Genomic DNA, 24,176 nt, shown 5'->3' with positions numbered 1-24,176 from the left:
TCGTGATCGAAGGTCGTCGCGGGGCCGTTCCCCGCCACAGACGTCTGGTGCGTCGGTCAGTGGTTCGCGTGGCCTCCGTGCTGGTGGTCGCGGTAGCGGTCGAGCGCCTCCTGGGCGCCGTCCGGGAGGCTGCCGTCCTCGTTGCGCACGAGGAACACGCCCGCCATCCCGGCGTCGGAGTGGAACTGGACGTGGCAGTGGTACATCCACGCGCCCGGCCCCACGCCCGCTCCGGCGATCACCTGGAAGCCGAACGACTCGCCCGGGTTGAGGTCCCGGTTGTCGATGATCTGGCTGGAGTCGTTGGGGCCCTCGAGCATGCCCGTGCGGTTGTCGGCCCACCGGTGGGCGTGCAGGTGGAAGGTGTGGAACATGTCGCCGTGGCCGATCGCGATGAACTCCACGCGCTCGCCCAGGTTCGCCTCGAGCACGGGGGCGTTCGGCGCCATCTGGTTGTTGATCGTCATGTCGTTGAACACGACGGTGAACTGCCGGTCGGGCAGGACGTCGCCCTTGCGGCGGACCACGAGCGCACCGTAGAGGCCTTTGCGCACGCCCTCGGTGCCGTGGTCGGTGCCCATCGCGTGGTCGTGGTAGTGCCAGTACCCGGCGCTCCCGGGCATCCACAGGCCGCTGCCGGCCTGGTACTGCGTCTGCGTGCTCCAGACGTACGTCCGGGTCTCGCCCGGCTCGTTGTAGGAGGCGTTCAGCGGGCTGCCGTCGGAGTCGACGGTGTAGTTGACCCCGTGCGGGTGGATCGAGAGGCGCCGGTCCGTGGTGTTGACCAGCTCGATCTCGAGGGTCTCGCCCTCCCACATCTCGAGGACGGGCCCCGGGATGGTGGCCTCGCCCGGGGCGAGGCCGTAGCCGTACTGACCGCCGGGCAGCGACTCGGCGTACATGGTGATGCGCCGCGTCCTGCCGGACGCACCCGGTGCGCCCGGTGCGCCCGGTGCGGCGCTCGCCGTCATCGTCGACATGGCGGCCGGCGCGACCAGACCTGCGAGGGTGCCGGTCAGCACCGACCGTCGTGACACTCCGCCCTTCGCCGCGTCACCGGCGACACGTTGTCCAGACATGGATCTCCTCGTGGAAAGCCGTGAGGCGGGCCGGGGAACCGGCCCGCCTCGCGGGGATCAGTAGGTGAGGCTGCTCAAGAACTCGAAGCTGTCAGCCGCGAACTCCCGCCCGTTCGGGGCGAGGTCGTACTCGACGGTGTAGTACCGGACCTTTCCGTGGGCGGCCTGGAGGATCGGCTCCCACTCGATCTCGCCCTCGCCGACGTCCGCGAAGGTCGCCCGGGCGTCGCCGTTGAGGAAGCCGTCCTTGACGTGGAGCAGCTCGATGCGGTCGCCGTACTCCTCGAGGAGCGCGACGACGTCGACGCCGGCGTCCGCGGCCCACAGGACGTCGAGCTCGAACGTCACGTACCGCGGGTCGGTGTTGTCGGCGATGATCTCCCACGCCGACTTGAGCTCACCGGTCTCCGGCACGACGTACTTCGTCGTGAACTCCTGCTGGTGGTTGTGGCCGAAGATCTTGTGCAGGCCGCGCTTCGACGCCGCCTCGCCGAGGCGGTTGAGCGTCTCGGCCGTCGCGAGCGTGTTCTCGTAGCTGCCGATGCCGGGGGAGGCGAAGCCGCCGGAGCCGACGTAGTGCTGCCCGATCGTCTTGGCGTAGTCGAGCGTCTGGTCCCAGGTCGCCTCGTTGGTGCTGTTGTGCGAGGCCGACGCCTTGAGCCCGTGCTTCTTGAGCAGGGCCGCGAACTCCTCGGCCGTGTACCCGGCGAAGTTGCCGCTGAACGGCTCGATGTTCCTGTAGCCCATCGCCGCCAGCTCGCCGAGAACGGAGTCGAGGCCGTCCTGCTGGACCCACGGGATCAGGCTGAACATCTGGATGGAGATCTTGCTCGCGGGCACCGAGCGCCCGGCGTCGTCCGGACGTGCCGACTCGCCCGGAGCAGCCGTGGCGCCCGCGGCCGTCCCGAGGGCCAGTGCGAGCCCGGCGGCCGACGCCGCCGCGGTGCGCAGACCGCGCCCGGCCAGGTTCGACTTCATCGTCATGGATTCCCTTCCACGTGGCGAGAGCGCCGTCATCGACGACGGACGCTCGACCCGGGCGAACGTTGCCGTGCACAACCGGGTCGTCTCGACCGTAGAGGGACTTCTGACGTGGGTCAAGCAAAAGATGACTGACAGCCGTTGACCTTCTCGCGTTCACATACATGAAGTGCGAGCCGGGGGCAACGGGTGCACACTGGCGGGTTCGGCGCTCACCGGGCCACGAGGAGCGAGGCGCTCGCGTGCTCGACCACCGCGGCGACCACGTCGGGGTCGTCGAGCACCCGGTTGTGGCCGAGCTCGGCCGTCACGAGCAGCTCGCTGCCCGGGTGGGCGGCGTGCAGGCGACGGGCCTCGGCGGACCCGTGCATCCGGTCGTCGACGTCGTGCACGAACAGCGCAGGGACGTCGGCCGCGACGGGGTGCCGCACCAGGTCGAGGCGCTCCCGCGCACCGGGCTCGCCGGGGAACAGGTCCCGCGCCACGCGGTCGCACAGCGCCTCGTGGAGCGCGTCCGGCAGGCCGACGAGGCGGCGGAAGCTCGCGACGACCGAGTCGAACCCGGTCGGTGCGGCGATCGCGACGTAGCGCTCGGCGGCGAGGCCGTCGCGCACCGCGATGCCGGCGGCGAGCCCGCCCAGGGAGTGCCCGACGACCGCGGCGAACCGGCCGTGCCGTTCCTGCAGCGCGTGCATCCCGGCGACGTGGTCGAGCACGGTCGTGCGGCGGCCCGCCGACTCGCCGTGCGCGACGCCGTCGAACGCGACCGCCTGGAGCCCCGCGGCCTCGAGCGCCACGACGAGCGCGGAGAACCGTGACGCGCGCAGCTGCCAGCCGTGCGCGAGCAGGACCGGAAGCCGACCTCGACGGCCGGCGCGCCCGCGGCGACCGCTCGCGCGCCGCCGTCCTGGACCGTGCTGTGCAGGAGGCGTCGGTCCGGGGCCTCGACGGCCTGACGCTCGGCGTCCTCGCCGAGCAGGTGCCGCTCAACAAGAGCGGGATCGCGGGCCTGTTCGGCAACAAGGAGGGGCTCCAGCTCGCGGCCGTCGACCACGCGCGCACCCTGTTCCTCGACACGGTCGTGGTCCCGGCCCGCGCGGCGTCGCCGGGGCTGGCGCGCGTCTGGGCGCTCGTGCAGCGCTGGATCGACTACTCCCGCGGCCGGACGTTCGTCGGCGGGTGCTTCTTCAGGGCGGTGGAGGTCGAGCTCGACGGGCGCGAGGGGCCCGTGCGCGACGCGGTCGTCGCGGCGCGCCGCGACTGGGACGGCTACCTCCAGCACCACGTCGGCCTGGCCGTCGCGGCGGGCGAGCTCGACCCCGGCACCGACGCCGCGCAGCTCGTCTTCGAGGTGACGGCGCTGCTCGGTGCGGCCAACGACCGCTCGCTGCTGCTCGGCGACGACGCGGTCTACGCGCGCGCCGAGGCCGCCGTGCGCGCGGCGCTCGTGGCGCGCGGCGCCGACCCGGGCGCCGTCGCGTAGGAGTCCCGCCCGGTCAGGTCTCGTCGAGCACGCGCGCGAGCGCCTCGACGCCCATCGCGTGCACCCAGGCGTGCTCGGGACCGGACTCCAGCATCCCCGTCGCCATCGTCAGCGCCCACCCGCGCGCCCGGAGCCACACGGGGTCGTCGGCCGGGTAGCGCCCGGCGAGCGCGTCGCGGAACCGGCCGCGCCCGTCGGCGTCGAGGACGAGCCAGGCCGCGGCGAGGTCGGTCGCCGGGTCGCCCGCGGTCATGTCGCCGAAGTCGACGACCGCGGCGAGCGTCCCGTCGTCGGCCACCACCAGGTTGCCGGGGTGCGGGTCGCCGTGGAGCCACACGGCGGTCCGGTCCCACGCCGGCGCCCGGACCAGGTCCTCCCACAGCGCGAGCACGCGCTCGTCGTCGGGCACGACGCCGCGCTCGACGCGGCCGCGCAAGGGCGCGTCCCGCGTCCGCAGCGGCACGCCGCGCACAGGGTTGTGCGGCGCCGCCGAGGGCGCCGGCGCGTGCAGGGCGAGGAAGAACGCGGCGAGCGGCTCGGCGAGCACCCCACGCTCGGCGACGGGCACGTCGGCGGCGCGGCGCCCGTCGACCCACGAGACCACGGCCCACCACCACGGGTACCCGAGCGCCGCGCTGGGCCGGCCGACGAGCACGGGCTCGGGCACGACGGCGGGCAGGCGCGGCGCGAGCACCGGTAGCCACTCGATCTCGTGGCGCACCAGCGGAGCGGCCACCTCGCGGCGGGGCAGGCGCAGCGCCAGGCGCGCGCCGTCGGCGCCGGGCCCCAGCCGGAGCATGACGTTGTCCCAGCCGTTCGCGACGAGCTCGAGCGGCCGGTCCGCGAGGTCCGGGTGCTGCTCGGCGAGGAGCGCGCGGGCGAGGTCGACCGTGACGTCGAGGTCGGCCCTCACGGCTCGAGCTCCAGCTCGCGCCCCCGGTCCCACGGCTCCGCCCAGCCGAGCCGCTCGAACATGCGGTCGAGGATGCCGGCCGTGAAGCCCCACACGAGGTGCGTCACGTCGCCGTCGACCACCTGGAACGCGGGGCCCTTCCACACCTGGCCGCCGCGGCGCAGCACCGTCGTGACGCGGCGCCCCGGGTCGACGAGGTCGGCGACGGGCGCCCGGAACACGTGCGACGACTCGCCGTGGTCGACGACGCGCACGGGCGTGGGCCGCGCCCACCAGGCCAGCACGGGCGTGACCGCGTGGTTGCTCACGGGCATGGGCAGCTCGCGCAGCGTGCCGAGCACCTCGACGCCGGACGGGTCGAGCCCCGTCTCCTCCTCGGCCTCGCGCAGCGCCGCATCGACGGGCGACTCGCCCGGCTCGACGCGCCCGCCCGGGAACGCGACCTGGCCGGCGTGCGAGCGCAGCGTCGCCGCACGCGCGAGCAGCAGCACGTCCAGGTCGTGCGAGACGGCGAGCGCCTGCGCGTCGTGGTCGGCCGGCAGGCCGTCGAGCACACCGAACAGCACGAGCACGGCGGCCGGCCGGGCCGCGGCGGGGTCGGCCGGGAGGCCTCGCGCGTACGGCCAGGACCGGAGGAGCTCCGGGTCCTCGGCCAGCGCCGCGAGCTGCGCCCGGGCCGACGTCGTCGCGAGCGGTTCGGGGGTCATCGGGGCAGGCTACCGCTCACCACGAGGTCGCGAGCGGCATCCCCTCCTGGTAGCCCGCGGCCGACTGGATGCCCACGACCGCGCGCTCGGCGAACTCCGCGACGGTGCGCGCGCCGGCGTACGTGAAGCTCGACCGCACGCCCGAGGTGATCTCGTCGAGCAGGTCCTCCACGCCCGGCCGGCGCGGGTCGAGGTACATCTTCCCGGTCGAGATGCCCTCCTCGTACAGGGCCTTGCGTGCCCGGTCGAAGGCCGAGCCGGTGCCGGCCGTGCGGGCCGCGACGGCCCGCGCCGACGCCATGCCGAACGAGTCCTTGTAGAGGCGGCCCGTGCCGTCGTCGTGCAGGTCGCCCGGCGACTCGTACGTGCCCGCGAACCACGACCCGATCATGACCTGCGACGCGCCGGCGGCGAGCGCGAGCGCGACGTCGCGCGGGTGCCGCACGCCGCCGTCCGCCCACACGTGCTTGCCGAGCTCGCGCGCGGCGGCGGCCGTCTCGAGCACCGCGGAGAACTGCGGGCGCCCGACGGCGGTCTGCATGCGCGTGGTGCACATCGCGCCCGGGCCGACGCCGACCTTGACGATGTCGGCGCCCGCGGCGACGAGGTCGCGCACGCCCGCGGCCGTGACGACGTTGCCCGCCACGACGGGCACCTGCGGGTCGAGCCCGCGCACCGCCTCGAGCGCCTGGAGCATCTTCGTCTGGTGCCCGTGCGCGGTGTCGACGACGAGGACGTCGACCCCGGCGTCGAGCAGGCCCTTCGCCTTGGCCGCGACGTCGCCGTTGATGCCGACCGCGGCCCCGACGCGCAGGCGCCCCGCGGCGTCGAGCGCCGGGCGGTAGACCGTGGAGCGCACCGCGCCCTTGCGGGTGAGGACGCCGGCCAGGACGCCGTCGCGCACCACGGGCGCGAGCTGCACCTTGGCGGCGGCCAGCCGCTCGAACGTCGCCTCGAGGCCCTCGGCCTCGACCTGCGCGGCGTCGAGCGTGACGAGGTCGGCGGCCATGACCTGGCGCACCTGCGCGAAGCGGTCGACAGCCGCGCAGTCGGCCTCGGTCACGACGCCCACGGGCCGGCCGTCCTCGACGACGACCGCGGCGCCGTGCGCGCGCTTGCCGAGCAGCGTCAGGACGGTGGCGACCGTCTCGGTCGGCGTGACGACCACCGGCGTCTCGATCACGGGGTCCTTGGACTTCACGTCCGCGACGACGTCGGCCACGACCTCGGTCGGGACGTCCTGCGGCAGGATCGCGATCGCGCCGCGCCGCGCGACCGTCTCGGCCATGCGGCGGCCGGCGACCGCCGTCATGTTGGCCACGACGACGGGGATGGTGGTGCCCGTGCCGTCGTCGCTCGCGAGGTCGACGTCGAAGCGGCTCGCGACGTCGGAGCGCGACGGCACCATGAAGACGTCGCCGTAGGTCAGGTCGGTGATGGGCTGCTGCCCGTCGAGAAAGCGCACAGGTGTCCCCTGGGAGGTGAAGGCGAGAGTTCCGGACCCTCGAACGCCCGCCGGCGGTCACGTGTTCCCGTCGGCACCTTCGAACCTACCGCGCACCTCCTGCACACGTGCACCACGGCGACCACGTAGAGTGGTCCGGTTATGTCTGGAGGGAATGCATGGGGCTGCTGAGGGACATCCGTTCGCCCGAGGACGTGCGACGGCTCACCGCCGCCCAGACGACGCAGCTGGCGGCCGAGATCCGGACGTTCCTCGTGGACCAGGTCTCGCGCACCGGCGGCCACCTGGGCCCCAACCTCGGCGTCGTCGAGCTCACGATCGCGCTGCACCGGGTCTTCGAGTCGCCGCGCGACACGCTCGTGCTCGACACGGGTCACCAGTCGTACGTGCACAAGCTCCTCACCGGACGCCAGGACTTCTCGGCCCTGCGCAAGCGCGGCGGCCTGTCCGGGTACCCCAGCCGGGCCGAGTCCGAGCACGACGTCGTCGAGAACTCGCACGCGTCGACCGCCCTGTCCTGGGCCGACGGCATCGCGCGCGCCAACCAGGTGCGCGGCCTCGGCGACCGGCACGTCGTCGCGGTCATCGGCGACGGCGCGCTCACGGGCGGCATGGCCTGGGAGGCGATCAACAACATCGCCGCGGGCGACGACCGTCGCCTCGTCATCGTGGTCAACGACAACGGCCGCTCCTACTCGCCGACCATCGGCGGCGTCGCCAACCACCTCGACACGCTGCGCACGACGCGCGGCTACGAGGCGTTCCTCGACTGGGGCAAGCGCACGCTGCACCGCACCGGCGCCCCCGGGCGCTTCGCGTACGGGTGGCTGCACGGGCTCAAGAAGGGCCTCAAGGACGTCGTCGCGCCGCAGGGCATGTTCGAGGACCTGGGCCTGAAGTACGTCGGCCCCGTCGACGGGCACGACGTCGCCGCGCTCGAGCACGCGCTGCGCCGCGCCAAGGCGTTCGGCGGGCCGGTCATCGTGCACGCCATCACCGAGAAGGGCCGCGGCTACACGCCGGCCGAGGAGGACGTCGCCGACCGCTTCCACGCGGTGGGCAAGATCCACCCCGAGACCGGCCTGCCCGTGGCCCCCTCACGGTTCGGCTGGACCCAGGTGTTCGCCGACGAGATCGTCGAGATCGGCCGGCGCCGGCCCGACGTCGTCGCGATCACCGCGGCGATGCTCCACCCGGTGGGCCTCGCGCCGTTCGCGCAGGAGTTCCCCGACCGCACGTTCGACGTCGGCATCGCCGAGCAGCACGCGGCGACGTCGGCCGCCGGGATGGCCTTCGCCGGGCTGCACCCCGTCGTCGCCGTCTACGCGACGTTCCTCAACCGGGCGTTCGACCAGGTCCTCATGGACGTCGCGCTGCACAAGGCCGGCGTCACCTTCGTGCTCGACCGCGCCGGCATCACCGGCGACGACGGCCCGAGCCACAACGGCATGTGGGACATGGCGATGCTGCGCATCGTCCCCGGCCTCCGCCTGGCGGCGCCCCGCGACGAGGCCACGCTGCGCGCCGCGCTGCGCCAGGCCGTCGACGTCGACGACGCGCCGACCGTCGTGCGGTACCCCAAGGGCGCTCTCGTCGACCCCGTCCCCGCGCTCGAGGAGCTCGAGGGCGTCGACGTCGTCGCCCGTCACGCGCCCGGCGCCGGGGCCGTCGAGGGCGGCGCCCGCGTGCTCGTCGTGGGCGTCGGGGCCATGGCGGGCACGGCGCTCGCGGCCGGCGAGTCGCTCGCGGCGCACGGGCTCGAGGTCGCGGTCGTCTCGCCGACCTGGGTGCTGCCCGTCCCGCCCGCGCTCGTCAAGCTCGCGGGCGAGCACGACCTCGTCCTGACGATCGAGGACGGCGTGGTCGAGGGCGGCGTCGGTGCGACGCTCGCCCAGCGCGCCGCCGAGCAGGGCGTCCGCACGCCGCACGTCCACAAGGGCCTGCCGGCCAAGTTCCTGGACCACGCGAGCCGCGAGCAGATCGCGACTGCGCAGCGGCTGCGCGCCGAGGACGCGGTGCGCGACGCGCTCGCGGCCCTCGCGTCGCTCTCCTCGCCGAGCTGACGACGCGCCGCCACCTGCCGGCCACCCGCCGTTCAGGTCGGTGTGGTTCGAATCGGGCATGACCCGCACGCGCAGGGCCGCCATCCGGTTCGCCGCGGCGCTCGCCGTGGCCGGTGTGGCGCTGGGTGGCGCCCGCGAGCTGCTGCGGCACCAGGCGGCGCTCGCCCGCCGGCGCATCGGCAAGGCCCTCGGCGAGACCGCGCTCGACGCCGACCGCGTCTGGAAGAAGGGCTACGGCGGCGAGCCGCTCGAGCTGCTGGTCCTCGGCGACTCGATCGCCGCCGGCCTCGGCGCCGAGCGGCCCAAGGACACGCTCGGCGCGCGCGTCGCGCGGGGCGTGGCCAAGGCGCTCCACCGGCCGGTGCGGCTGCGGTGCGCCGCCGTCGTGGGCTCCGAGTCGTCGGCCCTCGGGGACCAGCTCGCGAGCCTGCCCGCGGACTACCGGCCCGACGTCGCGCTCGTGGTCGTGGGCGGCAACGACGTCACGCACCGCGTGCCGGTCGCGACGTCGACGCGCCACCTCGATCGCACCGTCGCGGAGCTGCGTGAGCGGGGTGCCGCCGTCGTGGTCGGGACGTGCCCCGACCTGGGCGCGCTCCGGCCCGTCCCGCAGCCCCTGCGCGCGCTCGGGTCCCGGCTGTCGCGCCAGCTCGCCGCGGCGCAGGAGGCCGTCGCGCGGCGGCACGGCGCCCGGGCGGTGTCGCTCGCACGCACCGTCGGACCGTTCTTCGTGACGAACCCCGACGAGATGTTCAGCCTCGACCGGTTCCACCCCAGCGCCCTCGGCTACAAACGCACGGCGGCCGCCATCGTGCCCGCCGTGCTGGGCGCGCTCGGAAAGCCGCCGCGGGGCTGAGGCCGGGGTCAGCAGTGGCCGAGGCGCTCGGCACGTACCGGGGAGCAGGGGCCGTGCGGGTCGGGCGAGGCGACGGGCACGGGTGCGGTCGGCGGCCGCACGACCACGAGGTCCTTGCTGCGCAGCAGGTCGACGAGCGCGCCGTCCACCTGCTGGCGCAGGTCGGCGGCGTCGCGCGCCTCGTGCAGCTCGGCCAGCACGGCCGCGGCGAGGAAGCCGCCCGACGCGAGCGCGGCGCCGACGACGGCCGCCACGGCGATGGTGATCGGGGACGGGGCACGGTGCCGTTCGGCGGGCGCCGGCTCCCAGGGGTCGTCCGCCTGCCGTGCGCGCCCGGCGGCGTCCTCGCTCCAGACCTCGAACGTGACGGGTGACGTCGTGGTGCCCATGGTGATCGCCGCCTCGGCCGGGCGGCGCCGGGCGCGGTGCCGCTACCGTGAGAGAGCCTCGGGAGGGCCGTCGGTGACGCCTTCGGGCGCACCAGTTCGGCCGGGTCTCAGGCGAGGGTCGCCTTCGCGGCGTCGAGCGCGACCTGGTGCAGGTCGCCCTGGGCCTCGGCGTACCAGGCGCGCTGCCGTTCCGCCCCGTTCCCGCCCGACCACAGCGTGCCGAGCGACTCGGTGACGGCGTCGAGGTCCCCGGCGTCGACCAGCGCGTCGCGCACGTACTCCACGAGCATGCCGACGACGTCGTGCGCCGGTGCCGGCCGGAACGTGCGCGGGTGGAGCAGGTCGCCGGTGATGCCGGACCGGCCGGCACGCCAGTGCGCGGTGCGCAGCAGCTCGGTGGGAGCGTCGGGCGCCGGCACGCCGTCGGCCGCCTCTCGGGCGGTCGTCTCCACGAGGGCGCGCGCGAGCGCCGCGAGCAGCGCCGCGGTGCGGGCGTCGAGGCACACGTCGGCCACGCGGATCTCGACCGTCGGGTACTTCGCCGACAGGCGCGCGTCGAAGTAGACCATCGCCTGGTCGAGGATGGTGCCGGTGGCGACGAGCGCCTCGACCGCCGCGTGGTACGCCTCGGGCGTGCCGAAGTGCCGCGACGGCCCGGCGGTGGGCCAGCGGGCCCAGACCTGCGAGCGGAAGCTCGCGAACCCCGAGTCGTCACCCTGCCAGAACGGGGAGTTGGCCGACAGTGCGAGGAGCGGCGCCAGCCACGGGCCGATGCGGTCGATGACGGCGACCCCCTCGGCGTCGTCGGCGACGGACACGTGCACGTGGCAGCCGTTGGTGAGCTGCTCGCGCGCGGTGAGCCCGAACTCCGTCCGCGCCCTGAGGTAGCGCACCTTGGACACCGTCGTGCCGTCGATCGGCACGGGCGACGTCCCGACGGCGACGATCTGCGCGTCGTGCGCCTGCGCGGCCGCCTGGGCGCCCGCGCGGCCGTCCCGGATCGCCTGCGTCAGGTCGGCGAGCGAGGTCGTCGGCTCGGTCGCCGTCTCGATCTGCTCCTCCATGAACTCCGGCTCGAGCGGCCCGTGGTCCGGGTGGGCCCCGTCGAGCAGGGCCTGGGCCCGGGGGATGGGGGAGCCGCCCGCACCGATCAGCAGCAGCTCTTCCTCGACTCCGAAGGATCGCGTCACGCGTGGATGCTCGCACGGTGCGCGCGGTCTCGCAGGTCAGAGCCCGGCTCCAGGGGCCCGGCCGTCCGCTCGACGGCCGGGCCCCTGCGGGTCCCCCGGGGAGGGCGTGTCAGGCGACGTTCCCGGGGACGTTCGCGACGCCGTCGGGCAGGAGCCGGCGGCCGAGCACGCGCTCCGAGTACCCGGTCCGGTCGAGGTACGGCGTGATGCCGCCGGTGTGGAAGCCCCACCCGGCGCCGAGGATCATGCACAGGTCGATCTGCTGCGGCGCGGCGACCACACCCTCGTCGAGCATGTGGCCGACCTCGACCGAGAGCGCGGTGAGCACCGCGTCCAGGACGCCCTCGGCGTCGAGGACCGCCGTGCCGAGGCGGCCCGTCTCGCCGGCCTCGAGCGCCGGTCCGAACGCGTCCTGGATCGCCGGGTCGACGGGCTTGGGCAGACCGGGCGCCGGCGCGTCGAGCACGACGCGCGTGCCGTCGGCGACGAGCTTCTCCAGGCCCGGCGAGCGCGGGAACCGGTCGCCGAGGTCCTCGCGCAGCGAGGTCAGCACGTGCAGGCCGACCGCGGGGCCCACCAGGTCGAAGAGCTCGAACGTGGGCATCGGGAAGCCGAGCGGCGCGAGCGCGCGGTCCGCGACCTCGACCGGTGTGCCGTTCTCGACCGCCTCGACGACCTTGCCCATGACGAGCACGAGCAGGCGGTTGACGACGAAGCCGGGCCGGTCGGCGACGAGCACGGCCGTCTTGCGGAGCTTCTTGGTGACCGCGAACGCCGTGGCGAGCGCCTCGTCGCCGGTGCGCCCCGCCTGCACGACCTCGACGAGCGGCATCTGCGCGACCGGGTTGAAGAAGTGGATGCCGACGACGCGCTCGGGGTGCTGCAGCGCCGAGGCCATCTCGGTGACGGACAGGGCCGAGGTGTTGGTCGCGAGGATCGTGTCCGGCGAGACGATGCCCTCCAGCTCGGCGAAGACGCGCTTCTTGAGGTCCATGACCTCGGTCACGGCCTCGATGACGAGGTCGCAGCCGGCGAGGTCCGTGATCTCGGTCGTGCCGCGCACGCTCGCCGTGACGCGTGCCGCGACCTCGGGCGTCATGCGGCCGCGGCCGACGAGCTTGTCGACCGTCGAGCGCACGAAGCCGAGCCCCTTGGCGACGCGCTCGTCGTCGAGGTCCCGCATGATGACCGGGACGCCCAGGCGCTGGGAGACCAGCAGCGCGATCTGCGCCGCCATGAGGCCCGCGCCGACGATGCCGACCCGCGTCACGGGCCGGGCGAGGTCAGACGACGGCGCCCCGGCCGGCTTCTTGCCGCCCGAGACGAGCTGGAACGCGTACACGCTCGCGCGCATCTCGTCGGTCATGATGAGGTCGGCGAGCGCCTCGTCCTCGGCCGCGAACGCCTCGGCCCGGGTCCACGTGCGCGCGCCGGCGAGCAGCTCGAGCGCGCGGTAGGGCGCCGGGCGCGAGCCCGCCACGACCGCGTCGAGCCGCTGCCGCGTCGCGCCCAGCACCGCGTCCCACACGGGCTCGGGGTCCGGCTCGCGGCGCGGCACGCTCACCTCGCCGCGGACGACCTGCTCGGCCCAGGCGATCGACCGCTCGAGGAAGTCGGCGGGGTCGAACATCGCGTCGACGAGACCGAGGTCGAGCGCCTCGGCGGCCTTGAACGGCTTGTTCGCCGCCGGCCGCGTGAGCAGGACGTCGACGGCCTTCTCGATGCCGACGAGGTGCGGCACGAGGTACGAGCCGCCCCAGCCTGGCACGAGGCCCAGGCTCACCTCGGGCAGGCCCAGCGCGCCGACGTCGGACGACACGGTGCGGAAGTCGCAGTTGAGCGCGAGCTCGAGGCCGCCGCCGAGCGCGATCCCGCCCACGAACGCGAACGTCGGCACGCCCATGGTGTGGAGCAGCTCGTAGGCCGCGTGGCCGAGGCGGCCCAGCTCGAGCGCCTCCTCGCGACGCGTGACCGCGCCGACGCCGAGGAGGTCGGCGCCGGCCGCGAGCACGTACGGCTTGCCCGTCACCGCGACGGCCACGATCTCGCCCGCGGCGGCGCGCTCCTGCTGGCGGCGCAGCACCTGCGCGAGCTCGGTCAGGCCCTGGGGGCCCAGCGTGTTCGGCTTGGTGTGGTCGAGGCCGTTGTCGAGCGTGACGAGCGCGAGGGTGCCCGTGCCGCCGGGCAGCGCGACGTCGCGCACGAGCGAGCGGGTGACCCGCTCGGCGCGCACGCCCGGGGTCTCGGCCGTGTCCCGGGCGGTCGTCTCGGCGGCGGCCTCGGCCGGTCGGTTCGTGTCGGTCATGTCAGCCCTCCGTGGTGGCCGGGACGTGGCCCGAGTAGTCGGCGTGGTGCGGGTTCTCCCAGATGACGGTGCCGCCCTGGCCGAGCCCCACGCACATCGTGGTCAGGCCGTAGCGCACCTCGGGGTGCTGGGCGAACTGGCGCGCGAGCTGCGTCATGAGGCGCACGCCCGAGCTCGCGAGCGGGTGCCCGACGGCGATCGCGCCGCCGTACGGGTTGACCCGCTCGTCGTCGTCGGCGATGCCGTAGTGGTCGAGGAAGCTCAGCACCTGGACGGCGAACGCCTCGTTGATCTCGAACAGGCCGATGTCGTCGATCGTCAGGCCGGCGCGGGCCAGCGCCTTGTCGGTCGACGGGACGGGGCCGTAGCCCATGATCTCGGCCGGCACGCCCGCGAACGCGTACGCGACCATGCGCATCGCGACGGGCAGTCCGAGCTCCTCGGCGACCTCGCCCGCCGCGACGATCGCCGCGGTCGCGCCGTCGGTCAGCGGCGAGGCGTTGCCCGCCGTGACGCGGCCGCCGGGGCGGAACGGCGTCTTGAGGTCGGCGATGGCCTCCATCGTGGTGCCGGGGCGGGGGAGCTCGTCGGCGGTGGCCAGGCCCCAGCCCTTCTCGGCCGAGCGCACGGCGACCGGAACGATCTCGGGCCCGATGTCGCCGTTCGCGAGGGCCTTGGCGTACTTGGCCTGGGTGCTGACCGCGTACGCGTCGGCGCGCTCCTTGGTCAGGTGCGGGAACCGGTCGTGCAGGTTCTCGGCCGTGACGCCCATGTTGAGCGCCTCGGCGTCGACGAGCCGCTCGGCGAGGAAGCGCGGGTTGGGGTCGGCGTCGAGGCCCATGGGGTGGCGGCCCATGTGCTCGACGCCGCCCGCGATCGCGACGTCGGCCGCGCCGACCGCGATGCTCGCGGCGGTGGTCGTGACGGCGGTCATCGCGCCCGCGCACATGCGGTCGATCGCGTAGCCCGGCACGGTGTGCGGCAGCCCGGCCAGCAGGCTCACGGTGCGACCGAGGGTCAGGCCCTGGTCGCCCTGCTGCGTCGTGGCCGCGATCGCGACCTCGTCGACCCGCTCGGGCGGCAGCTCGGGGTGGCGGCGCAGCAGCTCGCGCACCGCCTTGACGACGAGGTCGTCCGCGCGGGTCTCGGCGAACAGGCCGTCGGGGCGCGCCTTGCCGAAGGGCGTGCGCACGCCCTCGACGAAGACGACGTCGCGCACGGCGCGGCGTCCCGGCGTGCGGCGGGCGCCGGGGGTCTGCCCGGCGGATGTGTCGGTGGCCACGGTCATGGCAGCTCCTGGTCTGGGACTTCGGCGTCCGCGAGCGACGCCGCTCTCGCCGGTACACGCTACCGCGAGTACCGGGAAAAAGATAGCAGGAGGTGAGACGGCGTATCAGGAGGTCGCGTGGCCGGCCGCCGTCCCGCTCAGAGACCGGCGAACGCCTTGGCGAGCGGCTCGGCGACGAGCGCGACCTGCCACTCGCGCGCGTTGCGTCCGCGCAGGAAGTCCGCGATCTCGGCGGGCCCGGCCGGGTCGGGCGGCGTCCAGCACAGCCGGCGCAGGGCATCGGGCTGGAGCAGGTTCTCGACCGGGACCGACAGCTCCTCGGACAGCGCGGCGACGACCTCGCGCGCGGCGGTGAGGCGACGGGCTGCGACGGGGTCTCGGTCGGCCCAGACGCGCGGCTGCGGCGGGCCCTCGGTCCTCGGGCCGCGCAGGCTCGGCAGCTGCTCGGCGGGCAGCGCGAGCGCCTCGTCGATCGCGCGCTGCCACGCGGCGGCGCGGCGCCGGGCCGCCTTGCCCGCGAACTCGGGCAGCGCCACGAGCTGCGGCACCGAGCGCGGCAGGGCGCGCGCGGCCGCGACCAGCGCCCGGTCGGGCAGGACGCGGCCGGGGGAGACGTCGCGCGCGCGGGCGCTCGCGTCGCGCGCCGCCCACAGGCTGCGCACGACGGCGAGCTGGCGGCGGTCGCGCAGCGTGTGGGTGCCCGACGTCCGGCGCCACGGCTCGGGCCGCGGGGCCGGCGGGGGTGCGGTGCGCACGGCCTCGAACTCCTCGGCGGCCCACTCGGCCTTGCCCGCGGCCTCGAGCCGCTCGCCGAGCTTCTCGCGCAGCTCGAGCAGCACCTCGACGTCGAGCGCGGCGTAGCGCAGCCAGTCGGTCGGGAGCGGGCGCGTCGACCAGTCGACGGCCGAGTGCTCCTTGGCCAGCCCGAGCCCGAGCACCTCGGCGACGACCGCCGCGAGACCCACGCGCTCCATGCCGAGCAGGCGCGCGGCGAGCTCGGTGTCGAACACCCGCGCGGGACGCAGGCCGTGCTCGGCCAGCCCCGGCAGGTCCTGCGACGCGGCGTGCAGCACCCACTCGGCGTCCCCGACGGCCTCGCCGAGCGCCGACAGGTCGGGCAGCGCGACCGGGTCGAGCAGGGCCGTGCCGGCGCCCGCGCGGCGCACCTGCACCAGGTACGTCGACTGCCCGTAGCGGTAGCCCGACGCGCGCTCGGCGTCCGCGGCGACGGGCCCCGTGGCTGCGGCGAACCGCTCGACGACCCGCGCGAACGCCGCCGGCGTGTCCACGACCGGGCCGACGCCGTCGGACGGCTCGGTCAGGGGGACGACGTCGGGGACGGGCGCGGCCGGGGCGGAGCTCATGGTCCTACGGTATTTCGTCGCGGCGTCAGGGCCGTGACGCCGTCCGGCAGGGGCGGCAGACCGCCCGCCGTGCTCATGAGGTCGGCCCAGACCCCGAGGTGCTCGCCGAGGCCGGTGCCCACCGGGGTCCACGAGGCGCGCAGCTCGAGGTCCACGCCGTCGGGCGTGCCGGCGAGCGCGCCGAAGCTCTGCGACAGCACCCGCGTGACGGTGCCGCCGAGCGCGAGGTGCTCGACGCCGGCCCGCTCGAGCGACTCGGTGACCCACGACCACGCCACCTCGGCGAGCAGCGGGTCGGCGGCGAGCTCGGGCTCGAGAGTCGCCCGCACGAGGGTGACGACGCGGAACGTCCCGCGCCACGTCTCCTGCCCGTCGGGGTCGTGGAGCACCACGAAGCGCCCCGTGGCGAGCTCGCCCGGCTCGTGGCCGTGCGCGTCCGGGCCGCGGGCGCCGGCGCGGCCGGCGAGCACCTCGCCCTCGAGCGCGACGCTGAACGGCGCGATGCGGGCCGGTCCCGGGATCTCGGCGAGGCGCACCTCGGGACGCAGCCGCTGCGCCCGCAGCGAGGCGAGCGCGGCCACGAACGGGGCAGGGACCTCTCGCTGGTCGCCGGTCACCTGGTCACGGTACGTCCGCGGGGCGCCCGGACCGGTGCACGACGTGCCGGACGCGGCGAGCCGTGTCCGTATCGTGATGGTCCGTCCACCAGGCGAGCGCTCCGCACTAGGCTGGGCGAGGCCTCAGCGCGGCCCGTCGGGCGCGCGTCATCGTCTCGAGAGAGCAGGAAGCATGTCAGCTCGTGCACAGATCGGTGTCACCGGACTTGCGGTCATGGGCCGCAACCTGGCGCGCAACTTCGCCCGGCACGGGTTCACCGTGGCGGTGCACAACCGCAGCTACGCCAAGACGGCCTCGCTGATCGAGGAGGCGGGCCACGAGGGCGACTTCGTGCCGTCGGAGTCGATGGCCGACTTCGTCGCGTCGCTCGAGCGGCCGCGCAAGGTCGTGGTCATGGTCAAGGCGGGCGCCGCCACCGACGCCGTCATCGACGAGCTCGTGCCGCTGCTCGAAGAGGGCGACATCGTCGTCGACGCCGGCAACGCGCACTTCCCCGACACGATCCGGCGCGAGAAGGCGCTGCGCGAGCGCGGCCTGCACTTCGTGGGCACCGGCGTCTCGGGCGGCGAGGAGGGCGCGCTGCTCGGCCCGTCGATCATGCCCGGCGGCACGCGCGAGTCGTACGAGTCGCTCGGCCCGATCCTCGAGGCGATCTCGGCCAAGGTCGACGGCACGCCCTGCTGCACGTACGTGGGCCCCGACGGCGCGGGCCACTTCGTCAAGATGGTGCACAACGGCATCGAGTACGCCGACATGCAGCTCATCGCCGAGGCGTACGACCTGCTGCGCCAGGGCCTCGGTGCGTCCGCCGCCGAGATCGGCGAGATCTTCGAGGAGTGGAACGCGGGCGACCTCGAGTCGTTCCTCATCGAGATCACCGCCAAGGTGCTGCGGCACACGGACGCGGCCACGGGCCAGGCGTTCGTCGACGTCGTGCTCGACCAGGCCGAGCAGAAGGGCACGGGCCGCTGGACGGTCCAGAACGGCCTCGACCTCGGCGTGCCGATCACGGGCATCGCCGAGGCGACGTTCGCGCGCGCCCTGTCGGGCTCGGTGCCGCAGCGCGAGGCCGCGCGGGCCGCGCTGCCCGCCGACGCGACGCCGCTCGAGGTGCCCGCCGACGACGCCGCGCGCGCCGCGTTCGTCGAGGACGTGCGCCAGGCGCTCTACGCCTCGAAGGTCGTGGCGTACTCGCAGGGCTTCGACCAGATCGCGGCGGCGTCCGCCGAGAACGGCTGGAACATCGACCGCGGCGCCATGGCTCGCATCTGGCGCGGCGGCTGCATCATCCGCGCCCGCTTCCTCAACCGCATCACCGAGGCCTACGAGCGCGACCCGGGTCTGCCGCTGCTGCTCGCCGACGCCTACTTCACCGAGGCCGTGGGCAACGGGCTCGCGGCGTGGCGCCGTGTCGTGGCCAAGGCCGCGGCCGCCGGCATCCCGACGCCGGCGTTCTCGTCGTCGCTCGCGTACTACGACGGCGTGCGCGCCGAGCGCCTGCCCGCCGCGCTCATCCAGGCGCAGCGCGACTACTTCGGCGCCCACACCTACCGCCGCACCGACCGCGAGGGCACCTTCCACACGCTGTGGTCGGGCGACCGCACCGAAGTGGAGGCGTGAGCACCGCCGTGACCACCGCTGCCTCCAGCGCCGGCTTCCGTCCGGTCATCGTCGGCTCCGACATCGGCGTGTACGGCCTGACGCGCTCGTTCCACGAGCGCTACGGCGTGCGCACGACGGTCGTCGCGTTCGCCGAGCCCGGGCCCATCGCGCACTCGCGGCTCATCGACACCGTGCTGTCCGGCACGGTGCCCGAGGAGATCGTCGCGACGCTCGTGCGGGTCGCGGGCGAGCACGCCGCGGCGTCGTCGGACCGCCTCGTGCTGCTCACCAACATGGACTGGGTCGTGCGCGTCCTCGTGCACCACCGGGCCGAGCTCGAGGCCGCCGGCTACGTCCTGCCGTTCGCCGACGCCGCGCTCATCGACCGCATCAGCGACAAGGCCGAGTTCTCGGCGATCTGCTCCGAGCTCGGCATCCCCACGCCCGCGACCGTCATCCAGGACTTCGCGGGCGCGGGGGAGCCGGGCTGGGCCCCGCTGCCGGTCGACTTCGCCTTCCCGGTCATCGCCAAGCCGGCGAGCAGCGCGGACTACCACGACGTGAAGTTCGCCGGGAAGAAGAAGATCTACGAGATCGCGACGCCCGCCGAGCTCGACCGGCTCATGGCGAACCTGCGCGACGCCGGCTTCCGCGGGCGCTTCCTCGTGCAGGAGATGATCCCGGGCGACGACACGCAGATGCGGTCGGTGACGACGTACACCGACACCTCGGGTCGCGTCACGCTGCGCTGCTCGGCGCGCGTGCTGCTCGAGGAGCGCACGCCCGCGGCACGCGGCAACCCGTCGGCGATGATCGTCGAGCCCATCGACGAGATCCTCGACGCCGCGCAGCGGATCTGCGAGCACTCCGGCTGGCGCGGGTTCGCCAACTTCGACGTCAAGCTCGACCCGCGCGACGGCGTGTTCAAGTTCTTCGAGCAGAACCCGCGCATCGGGCGCAACAACTACTACGTCACCGCGGGCGGGCAGAACCCGACCGAGGTGCTCGTCGACGACGTCGTGCACGGCGTGCGCCGCGAGCCGGTCACGGCCACGCGCGAGGTGCTCTACGCCGTCGTGCCGCACCGGCTGCTGCGCCGGTACGTGCTCGACCCGGCGCTCCACGCGCGCGTCGTCGGGCTCATGCGCTCCGGGCGGACCGTGCACCCGTTGCGGTACCGTGCGGACGCGGCGCCGCGCCGTCGGCTCTACGTGCTCACCGCGCTGCTCAACCACTGGCGCAAGTACCGCACGTACTACCCGATCGAGGCGCTGCGCGCGAACCACGCGGCCAACTCCTCGACACCTGCCACGGAGGTGCGGTGACCCGTCGACTCCAGCCCGTCGTCCTCGGCGGCGACATCGGCGCCTACAGCCTCGCCCGCGCGTTCCACGAGGCGTACGGCGTCAAGGCCGTCGTCGTCTCGGGGGCCTCGACGGGGCTCGTGCGGCACTCGCGGATCCTGACCCACGTCGTCGAGCCGCGCATCGACGACCCGGAGGCGATCGTCGCGCGCCTGCGCGCGATCGCCGACCGGCACGCCGACGCCGACCTCGTCGCGGTCGGCTCGGCCGACTGGCTCGTGCGCACGCTCGTCCAGCACCGTGACCGGCTCGAGGACCGCTACACGGTCCCGTACGTGCGCGAGGACCTCCTGCTGCGCCTCACGGACAAGGAGGAGTTCGGCGCGCTGTGCGCCGAGCTCGGCATCGCGCACCCGACGACGGTCGTGCACGACGTCGCGACGGGCGCCGAGCCCGACACGAGCGGCCTGACGTTCCCCGTGATCGCCAAGGCCGCCAGCACCGCCGCGTACCACGACGTCGAGTTCGCCGGGAAGAAGAAGGTCTTCCTCGTCGACACCCGCGCCGAGCTGCTCGACCTGCTCGCGCGCGTGCGCGACGCCGGGTACGCGGGGTCGTTCGTGATCCAGGACTACGTCCCGGGCGACGACTCGGGCATGCGGATCCTCACGTGCTACTCCGACGCGCAGGGCAAGGTGCGGTTCTCGGCGTTCGGGCACGTGCTGCTCGAGGAGCACACGCCCGGTGCGCTCGGGAACCCGGCCGGCATCATCACGGGCACGCAGCGCGAGGTCGTCGACCAGGCGCGCCGGCTGCTCGAGCACGTCGGCTGGACCGGGTTCGCCAACTTCGACCTCAAGTACGACCCGCGCGACGGCCGGTACGTGTTCTTCGAGCTCAACCCGCGCCTCGGCCGCTCGAACTTCTACATCACGGGCGCGGGCGCCAACCCCGTGCGGTTCTACGTCCACGAGCACCTGCGCGGCCTCGACCCCGAGCCGCGCGCGGTGCTCGGGCCCAAGGCCCGGCTCACGGCCGACGGCGAGCTCGAGGCCGAGCACCTCTACACGGTGCTGCCCGGGCCGCTGCTGCGCCGGTACGTGGCCGACCGCGGAGTGCGCTCGCGCACGCGACGCCTGCAGCTCACCGGCCGGGCGACCAACCCGCTGTGGTACCGCCACGAGTGGGACCCGCGACGCGTGGCGTACCTGGTGGCCGCCCAGCTCAACCAGTTCCGCAAGTACGCGAAGCACTACCCGGTCGCGCAGGCGCGGGCGCTCGCGTGGAAGGGCGGCGCGTGAGCGGGGCCGACCGGCCGGTCGGAGTGATCGGGGGCGTCGGACCGCTCGCGACCGCCTACTTCCTGCAGCGAGTCGTGCAGCGCACGCGCGCCGAGCGAGACCAGGACCACGTCGACATGGTCGTGCTCAACCACGCGACCATCCCCGACAGGACCGACTTCGTGCTCGGGCGGTCCGACGCCGACCCCGGGCCCGTGCTCGCGCGCGACGCCCGCCGGCTCGAGGACTTCGGCGTGAGCTTCCTCGTCATGCCGTGCAACACGGCGCACTACTTCACCCAGCAGGTGCTCGACGCGATCACCGTGCCGTTCGTGTCGATCGTCGACGTCACGGTCGCGGCGTCGCGGCGGCGCGTGCCCGGGCTCGAGACGGTGGGCCTCCTCGCCACGGCGGGCACGGTCGCGTCCCGCGTGTACGACGACGCGTTCGCCCAGCACGGGATCTCGGTCATCACGCCCGAGCCCGACGGCCAGGACGTCGTCAACCGCGTCATCTACGAGCAGGTCAAGGCCGGGCGCCCGTCCGACCCGGACGCGCTGCGCACGGTCGCCGGGCGCCTGGTCGAGCGGGGCGCGTCCGTCGTCGTGCTCGGGTGCACCGAGCTGTCGGTCGCGGCCGTGGACCACGGCCTGCTCGACGAGCCGCCGTTCCTCGACTCGATGGACGAGCTCGTCCGCGCCACGATCGAGGCCGCGGGCCACGAGGTGCGGTAAGACCTCGCAGCTTCAGCCTGTGGGCGTGATTTCTGGCCCGTTTCGTCTGGATTATCCGGACGAAACGGGCCAGAAATCACGCCCACACGGTCGAAGCGGGCTGCTCAGCCGAGGCGGCTCGTGCCCGAGTACAGGTGCAGCACCGGGACGTGCAGCTCCTCGCGGGCGCGCGACGCCCAGTCGGCGTGGAACGTGTCCTCGACGGCGTGCGGGTACGTCACGACGACGACCTCGCGCACGCCCTCGTCGCCGTCGGGCCCCCCGCTCTCGGCGACCGCGGTGCGCAGCGCGGGCAGCGGGTCGTCGTCGGTGACCGTGCCGCTCGCGGCCACGCCGGCGTCCCGCAGCAGCGCGAGGGACTCGGCGAGCTGCTCGGCGGCGGTCGCGGTCGCCTCCTCGGGCGTCGGCTCCCGCCCGACCAGCTCCTCCCACGCCTCGCGCAGCTCGCCCAGGCCGAGGTGGTCGACGATGGACGTGATGACGTTGCGCTCGGTGTCCGCGGGCACGAGCACGCGGTAGTCGACGTCCTCGCCGGCGTGCAGCGACGTGATGTGGTCGACGTCGGCGGCGTTGAGGGCGTCCTCGGTGAGGATGACGATCGTCTGCGGCATGGCAGCAAACTACGGCAGCGTGGCCCCCGGCGCCGCCCGGCGGACCTCCCAGCGTGCGACGAGCGTGCCGCTGGCCGGCGCCACGAGCAGGTGCCCGAGCGTCGCCGGCACCGGCGGCGCCGACGACGCCCCGACCGGTCCCGGACCCGAGACGATCCGGGCCGGACCCGCCCCGACCAGCTCGGGCGTCGTCGTCACGCACAGCTCGTCGACGACGTCGGCGGCGAGCATCGTGGCCAGCAGCGTCGGGCCGCCCTCGGACAGCACGCGGGTCAGGCCGCGCTCGGCGAGCGCGTCGAACGCCGCGACGAGGTCCACGTCGCCGTCGCCGGCCGGGCCGGGCACCTCGATCACGCGGTCGGCGCCCACCGCGTCGGCGGCCGGGCCCGCGCCGCCACGGCCCGTGACGACCCACGGCCTGCGGGCGCCGTCGAGCACCGACGTGGGCAGCGTGCCGCTGCGCGTGACGAGCGCGAGCTCGAGCGGTGCCCCGCCGCCCAGGTGCTCGAGGCCGTCCGGCCGATCGAGCACGGGGTAGCGCTCGGCACGGGCCGTGCCCGCGCCCACGACGACGACGTCGGCGAGCGCCCGCAGCACCCGGAAGACCCGGAAGTCGGCGGCGTCGTTGATCGAGCCGGACCGGTGGTCCGGGCCCCAGGCGGCCCCGTCGACCGACGAGACCATGTTGACCCGCACGTGCCGCGTGCCCGGGCCGCCGACGTCGTACAGCGCGGCGAGGCGCTCCTCGGCCGGGTCGGGCGGCAGGTGCTCGCGCGCGGGGGAGACGAGGTCGAGGGGCGGGTGGGTGTCCGGGCTCACAGCGCCCAGGCTACGGCGCGGCGTAGGCTGGGACCTCGTGACCGCCGCGCCCCAGACCGCCACGGACCCGACGTCGCGCACCCCCCGGGCGCTGACGGACGTCCGACCGACGGTGTCGCCGGAGCGTCTGCTGGAGGACCTGGTCCCGCCGCGGCACTTCGCCGACGCACGGTTCTCGACCTACCGGGCCAACCCCGCCTACCCGAGCCAGTCGAGCACGCTCGCGCGGCTCGAGGAGGTCGCCCGGCAGATCGCCGCGCCGCCCGCGACCGGCCTGCGCGCCCTCCTCGGCCGCCGCCCGGCACCGCCCGCCGTCTACATGGACGGCGGCTTCGGCGTCGGCAAGACCCACCTGCTCACGTCGCTCACGCACGCCGTGCGCGAGGAGCTGGGCTCCGGCGCCGCCGCGTACGGGACGTTCGTCGAGTACACCAACCTCGTCGGGGCGCTCGGGTTCATGCCCACCGTGGAGGCGCTCGCGACCCGCCGGCTCGTGTGCATCGACGAGTTCGAGCTCGACGACCCGGGCGACACCGTCCTCATGTCGCGCCTGCTGCGCGAGCTCGCCGACCGCGGCGTGGCGCTCGCCGCGACGTCGAACACCCTGCCCGAGGCCCTCGGCGAGGGCCGGTTCGCGGCCGAGGACTTCCTGCGCGAGATCCAGGCGCTCGCGGCCCGCTTCGAGGTGCTACGGGTCGACGGCGAGGACTACCGCCACCGGGCGGTGGTCACCGACTCGGAGCCGCTGCCCGCCGAGGTCGTCGCGGCGACCGTCGCGGCGCGCGACGGCGCGACGCTCGACGCGTTCGACGACCTGCTCGCCCACCTCGCCACCGTGCACCCGAGCCGCTACGGGGCGCTGCTCGACGGGGTCGAGCTCGTCGGTCTCACGGGCGTGCGCACGGTGACGCGCCAGGAGGTCGCGCTGCGGCTCGTCGTGCTCGTCGACCGCCTCTACGACCGCGACGTGCCCGTGATGCTGGCGGGCGCGGGGGAGAAGCACCTGTTCACCGAGGAGATGCTGCGCGGCGGCTACCGCAAGAAGTACTACCGCGCGCTGTCGCGCCTCGGCGCGCTCGCCGAGGACGGCCGCCGGCTCGCCGGGCAGACCGCGGACGCCTGACC

22 protein-coding genes are annotated in these 24,176 nt (G+C 74.7%); 8 read left to right on the top strand and 14 right to left on the bottom strand.

All coding sequences use genetic code 11. The features are described 5' to 3' along the window. Positions 1-56: 56 nt before the first annotated feature. From ISOVA_RS08930 to ISOVA_RS08920, 3 genes are all read right to left on the bottom strand, one after another. Complete coding sequence (locus ISOVA_RS08930) at positions 57-1,022, bottom strand: multicopper oxidase domain-containing protein (protein WP_233275866.1); 966 nt, start codon at positions 1,020-1,022, stop codon at positions 57-59. Positions 1,023-1,136: 114 nt separating this feature from the next. Next, positions 1,137-2,063, bottom strand: a complete 927-nt coding sequence (locus ISOVA_RS08925; RefSeq protein ID WP_013838909.1) for a sugar phosphate isomerase/epimerase family protein — start codon at positions 2,061-2,063, stop codon at positions 1,137-1,139. 209 nt (positions 2,064-2,272) lie between these two features. Next, positions 2,273-2,857 (bottom strand): alpha/beta fold hydrolase, encoded by a 585-nt coding sequence (locus ISOVA_RS08920; RefSeq protein ID WP_013838908.1) that lies wholly within the window; start codon positions 2,855-2,857, stop codon positions 2,273-2,275. Between the two features lie 17 nt (positions 2,858-2,874). Between ISOVA_RS08920 and ISOVA_RS08915 the strand changes: the two genes are divergently transcribed. Next, on the top strand, positions 2,875-3,543 hold the full coding sequence (locus tag ISOVA_RS08915; RefSeq protein WP_013838907.1) for a TetR/AcrR family transcriptional regulator: 669 nt from the start codon (positions 2,875-2,877) through the stop codon (positions 3,541-3,543). Positions 3,544-3,556: 13 nt separating this feature from the next. On the opposite strand, the gene ISOVA_RS08910 is transcribed toward ISOVA_RS08915, so the two are convergent. From ISOVA_RS08910 to ISOVA_RS08900, 3 genes are read right to left on the bottom strand one after another with little or no spacing between them, the layout of a single operon-like run. Continuing rightward, positions 3,557-4,456 carry an aminoglycoside phosphotransferase family protein gene (locus ISOVA_RS08910; protein ID WP_013838906.1) on the bottom strand — a complete coding sequence of 300 codons (900 nt, stop codon included), beginning with the start codon at positions 4,454-4,456 and terminating at the stop codon, positions 3,557-3,559. After that, positions 4,453-5,163, bottom strand: a complete 711-nt coding sequence (locus ISOVA_RS08905; protein ID WP_013838905.1) for an NUDIX hydrolase — start codon at positions 5,161-5,163, stop codon at positions 4,453-4,455. The genes ISOVA_RS08910 and ISOVA_RS08905 overlap by 4 nt, the downstream gene beginning before the upstream one ends. Before the next feature lie 16 nt (positions 5,164-5,179). Then, entirely contained in the window at positions 5,180-6,628 is a 1,449-nt protein-coding gene (locus tag ISOVA_RS08900; protein WP_013838904.1) for a GuaB1 family IMP dehydrogenase-related protein, read from the bottom strand. A gap of 158 nt (positions 6,629-6,786) precedes the next feature. Here ISOVA_RS08900 and dxs point away from each other — a divergent pair, with 158 nt between their 5' ends. Together dxs and ISOVA_RS08890 are read left to right on the top strand one after the other, a co-directional pair. Beyond that, entirely contained in the window at positions 6,787-8,691 is a 1,905-nt protein-coding gene (gene dxs / locus ISOVA_RS08895) for a 1-deoxy-D-xylulose-5-phosphate synthase (protein WP_013838903.1), read from the top strand. 58 nt (positions 8,692-8,749) lie between these two features. Then, positions 8,750-9,547 (top strand): SGNH/GDSL hydrolase family protein, encoded by a 798-nt coding sequence (locus tag ISOVA_RS08890; protein WP_041294825.1) that lies wholly within the window; start codon positions 8,750-8,752, stop codon positions 9,545-9,547. Between the two features lie 8 nt (positions 9,548-9,555). Here the strand turns inward: ISOVA_RS08890 and ISOVA_RS08885 are convergent, their stop codons facing one another. The 6 genes from ISOVA_RS08885 to ISOVA_RS08860 all read right to left on the bottom strand — a co-directional run bounded on the left by ISOVA_RS08885 (position 9,556) and on the right by ISOVA_RS08860 (position 16,700). Next, positions 9,556-9,936 (bottom strand): hypothetical protein, encoded by a 381-nt coding sequence (locus ISOVA_RS08885; RefSeq protein ID WP_013838901.1) that lies wholly within the window; start codon positions 9,934-9,936, stop codon positions 9,556-9,558. A 107-nt stretch (positions 9,937-10,043) separates the two neighbouring features. After that, on the bottom strand, positions 10,044-11,126 hold the full coding sequence (locus tag ISOVA_RS08880; protein ID WP_013838900.1) for a carboxylate-amine ligase: 1,083 nt from the start codon (positions 11,124-11,126) through the stop codon (positions 10,044-10,046). A 109-nt stretch (positions 11,127-11,235) separates the two neighbouring features. Further along, on the bottom strand, positions 11,236-13,431 hold the full coding sequence (locus ISOVA_RS08875; RefSeq protein WP_013838899.1) for a 3-hydroxyacyl-CoA dehydrogenase NAD-binding domain-containing protein: 2,196 nt from the start codon (positions 13,429-13,431) through the stop codon (positions 11,236-11,238). A 1-nt stretch (position 13,432) separates the two neighbouring features. Next, positions 13,433-14,719: a thiolase family protein gene (locus ISOVA_RS08870; protein ID WP_013838898.1), complete on the bottom strand. Its 1,287-nt coding sequence runs from the start codon at positions 14,717-14,719 to the stop codon at positions 13,433-13,435. 137 nt (positions 14,720-14,856) lie between these two features. After that, on the bottom strand, positions 14,857-16,083 hold the full coding sequence (locus ISOVA_RS08865) for a ribonuclease D (protein ID WP_013838897.1): 1,227 nt from the start codon (positions 16,081-16,083) through the stop codon (positions 14,857-14,859). Then, complete coding sequence (locus ISOVA_RS08860) at positions 16,080-16,700, bottom strand: DUF3000 domain-containing protein (protein WP_013838896.1); 621 nt, start codon at positions 16,698-16,700, stop codon at positions 16,080-16,082. Before ISOVA_RS08860 ends, ISOVA_RS08865 begins: the two co-directional genes overlap by 4 nt. Positions 16,701-16,872: 172 nt before the next feature. On the opposite strand from ISOVA_RS08860, the gene gndA reads away from it, so the two are divergent. The 4 genes from gndA to cuyB are packed head-to-tail and all read left to right on the top strand — an operon-like array spanning position 16,873 to position 21,621. Then, the gene (gene gndA, locus ISOVA_RS08855) at positions 16,873-18,321 is read left to right on the top strand and encodes an NADP-dependent phosphogluconate dehydrogenase (RefSeq protein WP_013838895.1); all 1,449 of its coding nucleotides are present in this window, start codon (positions 16,873-16,875) and stop codon (positions 18,319-18,321) included. 8 nt (positions 18,322-18,329) lie between these two features. After that, on the top strand, positions 18,330-19,628 hold the full coding sequence (locus tag ISOVA_RS08850; RefSeq protein WP_013838894.1) for a carboxylate--amine ligase: 1,299 nt from the start codon (positions 18,330-18,332) through the stop codon (positions 19,626-19,628). Continuing rightward, positions 19,625-20,908, top strand: a complete 1,284-nt coding sequence (locus ISOVA_RS08845; protein WP_013838893.1) for a carboxylate--amine ligase — start codon at positions 19,625-19,627, stop codon at positions 20,906-20,908. The genes ISOVA_RS08850 and ISOVA_RS08845 overlap by 4 nt, the downstream gene beginning before the upstream one ends. Then, the gene (gene cuyB / locus ISOVA_RS08840; RefSeq protein ID WP_013838892.1) at positions 20,905-21,621 is read left to right on the top strand and encodes a cysteate racemase; all 717 of its coding nucleotides are present in this window, start codon (positions 20,905-20,907) and stop codon (positions 21,619-21,621) included. Before ISOVA_RS08845 ends, cuyB begins: the two co-directional genes overlap by 4 nt. Positions 21,622-21,725: 104 nt before the next feature. Here cuyB and ISOVA_RS08835 read toward each other — a convergent pair whose 3' ends face one another. Together ISOVA_RS08835 and ISOVA_RS08830 are read right to left on the bottom strand one after the other, a co-directional pair. Then, the gene (locus tag ISOVA_RS08835) at positions 21,726-22,232 is read right to left on the bottom strand and encodes a hypothetical protein (RefSeq protein ID WP_013838891.1); all 507 of its coding nucleotides are present in this window, start codon (positions 22,230-22,232) and stop codon (positions 21,726-21,728) included. A 9-nt stretch (positions 22,233-22,241) separates the two neighbouring features. Next, entirely contained in the window at positions 22,242-23,051 is an 810-nt protein-coding gene (locus ISOVA_RS08830; RefSeq protein ID WP_013838890.1) for a dihydrofolate reductase family protein, read from the bottom strand. Between the two features lie 37 nt (positions 23,052-23,088). Here ISOVA_RS08830 and zapE point away from each other — a divergent pair, with 37 nt between their 5' ends. Continuing rightward, positions 23,089-24,174, top strand: coding sequence for a cell division protein ZapE (gene zapE / locus ISOVA_RS08825; protein WP_013838889.1), 1,086 nt, complete (start codon positions 23,089-23,091; stop codon positions 24,172-24,174). Positions 24,175-24,176: the final 2 nt, after the last annotated feature.

Origin of the sequence: Isoptericola variabilis 225, from assembly GCF_000215105.1 — a bacterium.
Lineage (GTDB): Bacteria > Actinomycetota > Actinomycetes > Actinomycetales > Cellulomonadaceae > Isoptericola > Isoptericola variabilis_A.
This window is presented reverse-complemented; position numbering and strand designations above follow the sequence as displayed.

Coding starts and splice junctions, on each gene's coding strand:
- ISOVA_RS08890 (WP_041294825.1), top strand. CDS start 8,750: ATGACCCGCACGCGCAGGGCCGCCATCCGGTTCGCCGCGGCGCTCGCC.
- ISOVA_RS08925 (WP_013838909.1), bottom strand. CDS start 2,063: ATGACGATGAAGTCGAACCTGGCCGGGCGCGGTCTGCGCACCGCGGCG.
- gndA (WP_013838895.1), top strand. CDS start 16,873: ATGTCAGCTCGTGCACAGATCGGTGTCACCGGACTTGCGGTCATGGGC.
- ISOVA_RS08905 (WP_013838905.1), bottom strand. CDS start 5,163: ATGACCCCCGAACCGCTCGCGACGACGTCGGCCCGGGCGCAGCTCGCG.
- ISOVA_RS08835 (WP_013838891.1), bottom strand. CDS start 22,232: ATGCCGCAGACGATCGTCATCCTCACCGAGGACGCCCTCAACGCCGCC.
- ISOVA_RS08870 (WP_013838898.1), bottom strand. CDS start 14,719: ATGACCGTGGCCACCGACACATCCGCCGGGCAGACCCCCGGCGCCCGC.
- dxs (WP_013838903.1), top strand. CDS start 6,787: ATGGGGCTGCTGAGGGACATCCGTTCGCCCGAGGACGTGCGACGGCTC.
- ISOVA_RS08875 (WP_013838899.1), bottom strand. CDS start 13,431: ATGACCGACACGAACCGACCGGCCGAGGCCGCCGCCGAGACGACCGCC.
- ISOVA_RS08865 (WP_013838897.1), bottom strand. CDS start 16,083: ATGAGCTCCGCCCCGGCCGCGCCCGTCCCCGACGTCGTCCCCCTGACC.
- ISOVA_RS08885 (WP_013838901.1), bottom strand. CDS start 9,936: ATGGGCACCACGACGTCACCCGTCACGTTCGAGGTCTGGAGCGAGGAC.